Raw genomic sequence first — 6369 nt, 5'->3', positions numbered from 1 at the left:
TGGCTGCGCTTTCGGTAGTTGGAGTATTGGCCTGTGTAAACGTAGCCGCTGCGGAAAGCCTTTGCGAGCTGGTCCAGAGAGTCAAAGTCCTGGTAGTACCCGTCACGCTCCCCTGTCAGAAGGGAGTGCAGGCTGTGATGGAAATCGTCGTTCCACTGAGCATCCAAGCCGTCCCCACCCATCTCGCGGGGCCGGATCACCCTCGCGTCGTTCAAATCGCTCTCCGCGATCAGATGCACCGTGCGTCCGATCTTGTCCGCCGTTCTATGAACACGGGAGGCCAGCTCCGCGAGGAACCGCCGGGCCGACGTGTCGATTATTCCGTGTATGGCGTCCAGCCGGAGGCCGTCCATGTGGAATTCGGTGATCCAGTAGAGCGCGTTCTGTATGAAGAAGCGCCGCACCTCATCGCTTTCGGGCCCATCGAAGTTCAATGCCGGTCCCCACGCGCCCCTGTACCTATCGGTGAAGTAAGGCCCAAAATCCCCGAGATAATTCCCTTCGGGTCCCAGGTGGTTATAGACCACATCCAGGTATACCGAAAGCCCAAGTCTGTGACATGCGTCCACCAGCCGTTTGAGGCCGTCCGGCCCGCCGTAGGAGTTCTGAACGGCGTACGGATAGACTCCATCATAACCCCAGTTCCTGCCTCCGGGGAACTGAGCCACAGGCATTAGCTCGACCGCCGTGACACCCAGTTCGACTAGGGCGTCGAGCTTGGGGACGGCGGATTCAAACGTGCCTTCGGAAGTGAAGGTCCCGATGTGGAGCTCGTAGATGATCAGGTCCTCCTGAGCGACTCCACGCCATTCCCCGTCTGACCACACGAAGGCGCTCGGATCTACAACCATTGAAGGCCCATGGACCCCTTCGGGCTGATACCGCGAAGCTGGGTCAGGGCGGTCTAGTTCGCCGTCCAGGCGGTAGTAGTAGAGGGTTCCAGGTTCGACTCCCCTGACCCGAGCGCGGTAGTAGCCTCGTTCTTCCCGGGTTATTGTTATCAACCTTTCGTGCGGTGCCACCAACCTCAGCTGCACACTGCGTGAACGAGGCGCCCACACCTCAAACCCGCACACGCCCTCACCCAAGTAGGTTGCCCCCAGATTCAGCTCCACGTTCATGCGCTCACGCACATCCGACACTCCCGGCCCCTCGGGCGCGCACTCTGATCTGTCTAGGAAGAAGACGCGATTTCGCTTAGGCTAAGGTCTCCTATCTCAATGCCTTCTATCCGTTGAACAGCAATGGGCCTGCGCGGATCGCGCCTCGAGGTTGCACCCGCGCACCGGGACATGCCGGGAAAGCGTATGTCTCGCGCACGGACCGGAGAACGATATAGATGGCACAGGCGCGGTAGTCGACTGTGGTTTCGCCGCCCGTCGCCCTGCCGCCGCTCGACGATTGGAGGGAGAGCGCGTTCATCTGCCGCGTGCAACGGGGCGGTCCATCGCGCTCGTTATGATGGCACGACTAGCAACTACTGTGACCAAGTCCATCGAGGATTACCGGGGTCCAGCAGGAGACGACGCAGTCGACGAAATCCGGCGCCTTGCAGAGCCGTTTGCGGGGGCAAGGGTCCTCCATGTTAATTCGACTGTGTACGGCGGCGGCGTTGCCGAGATTCTGTCCACACTCGTCCCGCTAATGAGAGACGTGGGGCTGAAAGCAGATTGGTCCACAATGGACGGGACGCCAGAATTCTTCGCGTTCACGAAGAACCTGCATAACGCCTTGCAGGGTTCGGAAGCCGCGCTTCCGGGAATAAGCGTGAGCACAGGAATCAGCGCCTACATCGAGCTCAATGCGGCGGAAGCGGAGCAGATCTCATGCGCATGCGGGGAATACGACTTCGTGGTCGTGCACGACCCACAGCCTGCACCGCTCATCCAATACCTCCGTCACAGGCTCGGTGAAAAGACCAAGTGGATATGGAGATGCCACATAGATCTCTCCAGCCCGGTCCCGGGTTCGTGGAATCTGATCATGCCGTTTGTGGAGCAATACGACGCCTCGATATTCACGGCGGCGGCATACGTCAAGGAGGGCATAGGGTCAGAACACGTTGTGATCATCCCTCCCTCCATAGATCCGCTCAGCCCAAAGAACGTGGAGATCCCGGCGGTCGCGTGCAAGCACATAATCGCAGGATACGGGGTCGATCCCAACCGGCCCCTCCTTGTTCAGATCTCTCGATTCGATCCCTGGAAAGACCCGCTTGGAGTCATTGACTCCTATCGGCTGGTCAGAAAGGAAGTCCCCGAGGTTCAACTGGCCCTCGTAGGCTCAATGGCTGCTGATGACCCGGAGGGTGTCGAGTACTACTGCAAGACGTTGGAGCACGCAGCCGGGGATCGAGACGTGCACATCCTGTCGAACCTGCATGGGGTCGGCAACGCCGACGTCAACGCGTTCCAAACCGCAGCCGACGTAGTGATCCAGAAGTCGGTGCGCGAGGGGTTCGGGCTCACTGTGTCCGAGAGCCTGTGGAAAGCCAAGCCCGTAGTGGCAAGCAACGTCGGCGGCATCCCCATCCAGATCCAGGATGGACGATCTGGATTCCTCGTCAGTTCAGTGCAGGAGTGCGCCGAAAAGGCCTTGATGCTCCTAGGAGACATGGACCTCCGCCGCCAGATAGGCGTATCCGGCCGCGAGCACGTGAGACGCAATTTCCTCTCCACCAGGCACTTGGCCGACTACCTCAGGCTTTTTGCCGGGCTTCGGGGCTAACGCTCAGACAACCCACATGCCCCATCTAGTCACGCACGGCGCAGTCTCTCACTGTTACTTACCGCCCTGCAGCTCGAAGTCATAGTTGCCTCGATTCAACCTGGGAATAGACTGTACTACGCCAACGTTGAGTGCATCATCGCCTGCCAGACCGGCACCGAAATCCTGTCGACAATGTTCATTAGGCAAGCACACACCTCACGGAAGGAGGTGTCCGACGTGTACTACGATCCCTACAGTGGCTCCGTTGTTCCCGACTATTCCGATGTTTCCGATGTATATCCGGATGAATGGAGCGCAGTGTGGCCCCCTCGCCCGCCGTGGCCTCCTCGTCCTCCATGGCCCCCGTGGTCTCCGTGGCCTCCATGGCCGCCTCGCCCGCCGTGGCCACCGCGTCCGCCGTGGCCTCCTCGTCCTCCATGGCCCCCGCGTCCGCCGTGGCCTCCTCGTCCTCCATGGCCCCCGCGTCCGACATGGCCGCCACAGCGGACTTCCTGATGCAGATGCGAGGCAGCAGAGGGCTCGATACGGGCTCCCTGCTGCTCGTTCGTTATGCCGTGAATAGCCCGTACGTTGACCGCCGACGAGCCGCCAGCCGTAGGATGGACGGCATGCATTCCCCCTGCAGCGTTGCGTTACAGAAAGCGCCCGAGTAGGATGCAGCGTACGAGCGCCGGCATGGCCGCTTGACCTTGCCGGCGCCTTGATATTGATGAATGGAGATGAACCTCTTGAAGGGCCTTTTTCACATTCGATTCCTCTGGGATACGCTCCCGAGGGGCGATACAGCAGCGTTTGTTGTAGGCCTGTCGTTGCTTACAGCCGAATGTAACTATCTCTTGTTTCACACTGCGGCTGAAGGCTTCGCCATAGTGGTCGCGGCTCTGATCTACGTTCTCGCGACGTGGACTTACAAGTGCTCGCAAAACGAAATGCTGTTGTTCCTGGGGAAGGCATACGCTTCCGTCGCAGCTCTAGACTTCTTGCATCTCGCGACCTACCACGGCATGGGGTTGTTCCCGGGATACGGGGCCGACACGGCGACGCAGCTCTGGATTGCCGGGAGATGCCTCGTGGGCGCGGCTTTGTTTGTATCACCCCTTCTCCTCAAGAGAAGGATCTCGCAGGTAGCGTGGACGTTGATCTGCATCGTCACCACGGCCTCGTTGATTTGGTCGATCATGTGCGTCCGCGCCTTTCCTACGTGTTTCGTGGAAGGAGAGGGCCTGACGCAGTTTAAGATATGGAGCGAGTACTTGGTGATGACGCTGGTTGCGGGGGGCATGTTCCGTCTGCACGCCCGCCGGGCGGACCTGGACCAGCACCTCTACGCCGCACTCATGTGCTCGATGGGCGCGACAATCCTGTCCGAGCTGTGCTTCGTTCTCCACACGGACGTGTACGGCCTTGCGAACCTTGTGGGCCACCTTATCAAGGTTCTATCCTACTACTGCATCTACAGAGGAGTGGTTCGACACAGACTCATAGCCCCCTACGACTCTATCTTCGCTGAGCTCAGGACGCAGGCCATCCACGACTCCCTGACTGGCCTGTACAACAGAAACGGGTTTATGCTCTCCGCCGAGAGAGACATCGCGGCGGCGAGAGAAGACAGGGAACAGGTCGGGATCCTCATGGCGGATCTTGATAAGTTCAAGAGGGTCAATGACCTACACGGGCACTTGGCCGGAGACGAAGTCCTCAAGCAGTTCGCCGGGTTGCTGCGGACGGCGGTCGGAACGTCCGGAACCCCGGCCAGACTAGGCGGAGACGAGTTCGTGGCGATCCTCAGGGACGTCAGCCGCGAAGATCTGGACTTCGCAGCCGCACGGGTCCGGCGGGCCGTCCACGAGTGGGCACAGGCGTCGGAAATCGCCCACGACCTGGATGTCAACGTTGGAACCTTCCTATGGCAGCCCGGTTCGCCAGGAGACATAGACACGCTCATCAGAAAGGCCGATGAAGCCATGTATCAAGAGAAAGAGGTGAAGAAGAACAGGTCTGAGGTAGTCAGGCAATAGCGAGTGTCCCAGTTAACGGTTGACGAGCTCTGGGGGTTCATCGTAGGCTCAGCCCTGATAGGTGGCATATGAGCTTACGGATCACCGCAAGACCCGCGCTTCGCTAGATCCCCATGCTGCTCAATGTGGCCAGGAGCAGTCGCTTTGCGGCTATCGGCGTTGCCAGCCCGGCGCCGGACGATACTTGCCAGAACCACGTGATGTATCGGAGCAGGTACTTCGTGGCCACTCCGTGAAACCTCATCAGCCACGCCCTGAACTGGATCGCAAGGCGTTTCGCGTTCCTTTGGTGGTGCACTGGATCGGGGCTCGCCGCATCTTCGCTGAAGACCCTGGCCCGTGCAGGCGTTGTCCACACGAGCCCCAGGCTCCGCTTGCCGGGAGGTGGCCAGTGCCCGATTCCGCGTTCCACGCAGATTCGGACCCCCGGCGCGATCCGATCCCGCATGATCTCATCGAACCCGACTCGGGATTCGCCCGATGCCACCTCTGCTGCCATGTTACCGAACCGGTCGAGGGCGAAAAGGACATAGACCCTCTCCGAGCGGGGGCTGAGAAACGGGATCTGTCGAGATCCTTCCCCTGGGCTCGTCGCGCGAGCCTTGCGGGCCTCCGGGGAGCCCTTGCAGCACTTAAGCATGAGGAGCTGATGCGTCTCCACAATCCCAGAGAGCCTAGTCTGCGCGTAAGCCCCGGCGAGCCTGGAGATGACTTTGTGTCTCCAGGCGAACGCGGTGTTCTTGGAAATTCCCAAGAGCCTTGCAGCTTGCCGCACTGAGAGGCCTTCCGTCATCAGCGCGAGGTACTGGAGCCATTTCCCCCGCAGCCGGGTGCGATGCATCACTGTCCCGGTGAGGTCGGTGAAATAGGTCCGGCATCGTTTGCACTTGTATTTTTGTATGCCCTTGGGCTTTCCGTACCGGACGATCTCTTTGCTTTCGCAGCTCGGGCAGACTTGGCCTTCGGGCTTCGCGAGATCGCGAATGTCGGAAAGGCTCACCTCGACGCGGCCTTCGCAGAACGGCGTGGAGACGAAATCAAGGCCTTGGCCGGGGAAGGGAATTGCGCAGAGATGCACGTCGGACAGGCTGGGACCGGAACCTAGGGGAAATGGGTAGCGGGGCGGCGAGGTCGGCATGGGATGGCCTCCTTTCGGCGGGCTCCGGCGACATCCATATATTACCATGAACCCCAAGGACCATCAACCATCAGTTGGGACTGCCCCGACGGATCCGCGACGCGCAAGAGAGCGATGTCTCCTCTCGCCTTTCGATATACGCTTCCAATTTCCTACCAATCATTGACCAGACGGGTCCCCTGCCGTTGCTGTCAGCATTTACCACAGGATATTTGCATGAATTCCCAGACATTCCCAGAGGTACTTCCGCTTCAATGTGGAATATCCCAGCGCAGAAGGTCCGGGGTGTTGTTACCCCCGGTGGAAGATGCGCCAGAATGAATGAAACTCAAGCTAACTCCACGGTAACCTTAAGACTTGCAACCCGCGATGACCGTCGGGTGGCGAAGGCCATCTATGACCGCGAGGAGATTGATTCCCTCCATACCCTTGATTCCGCTGGCCTTCTGGACGGCCTTATCGTCTTCATGAACGACATCGGGT

The 6369-nt window shown here is 59.7% G+C and carries 5 protein-coding genes; 2 read left to right on the top strand and 3 right to left on the bottom strand.

Annotated features, from left to right (window positions below; translation table 11 throughout):
• The coding region (gene treZ, locus NUW23_12145; GenBank protein ID MCR4426916.1) for a malto-oligosyltrehalose trehalohydrolase at positions 1-1121 on the bottom strand (1121 nt) is incomplete at its 3' end.
• A 337-nt stretch (positions 1122-1458) separates the two neighbouring features.
• On the opposite strand from treZ, the gene NUW23_12140 reads away from it, so the two are divergent.
• The gene (locus tag NUW23_12140) at positions 1459-2727 is read left to right on the top strand and encodes a glycosyltransferase (GenBank protein ID MCR4426915.1); all 1269 of its coding nucleotides are present in this window, start codon (positions 1459-1461) and stop codon (positions 2725-2727) included.
• 181 nt (positions 2728-2908) lie between these two features.
• Here NUW23_12140 and NUW23_12135 read toward each other — a convergent pair whose 3' ends face one another.
• Positions 2909-3211 (bottom strand): hypothetical protein, encoded by a 303-nt coding sequence (locus tag NUW23_12135; GenBank protein MCR4426914.1) that lies wholly within the window; start codon positions 3209-3211, stop codon positions 2909-2911.
• 247 nt (positions 3212-3458) lie between these two features.
• Here NUW23_12135 and NUW23_12130 point away from each other — a divergent pair, with 247 nt between their 5' ends.
• A complete protein-coding gene (locus tag NUW23_12130) occupies positions 3459-4748 on the top strand; it encodes a GGDEF domain-containing protein (protein ID MCR4426913.1) in 1290 nt (429 codons plus the stop codon).
• 103 nt (positions 4749-4851) lie between these two features.
• Here the strand turns inward: NUW23_12130 and NUW23_12125 are convergent, their stop codons facing one another.
• Complete coding sequence (locus tag NUW23_12125; protein MCR4426912.1) at positions 4852-5886, bottom strand: helix-turn-helix domain-containing protein; 1035 nt, start codon at positions 5884-5886, stop codon at positions 4852-4854.
• Positions 5887-6369: the final 483 nt, after the last annotated feature.

Source organism: Bacillota bacterium, assembly GCA_024655925.1.
GTDB lineage: Bacteria > Bacillota > DTU025 > DTU025 > JANLFS01 > JANLFS01.
The sequence above is the reverse complement of the archived record's forward strand: the minus strand, read 5'-3'. Positions and strand labels throughout refer to the sequence as shown.

What these genes read in the sequence shown, in the direction of transcription:
- NUW23_12140 (MCR4426915.1), top strand. Translation starts at nt 1,459, where the DNA reads ATGATGGCACGACTAGCAACTACTGTGACCAAGTCCATCGAGGATTAC.
- NUW23_12125 (MCR4426912.1), bottom strand. Translation starts at nt 5,886, where the DNA reads ATGCCGACCTCGCCGCCCCGCTACCCATTTCCCCTAGGTTCCGGTCCC.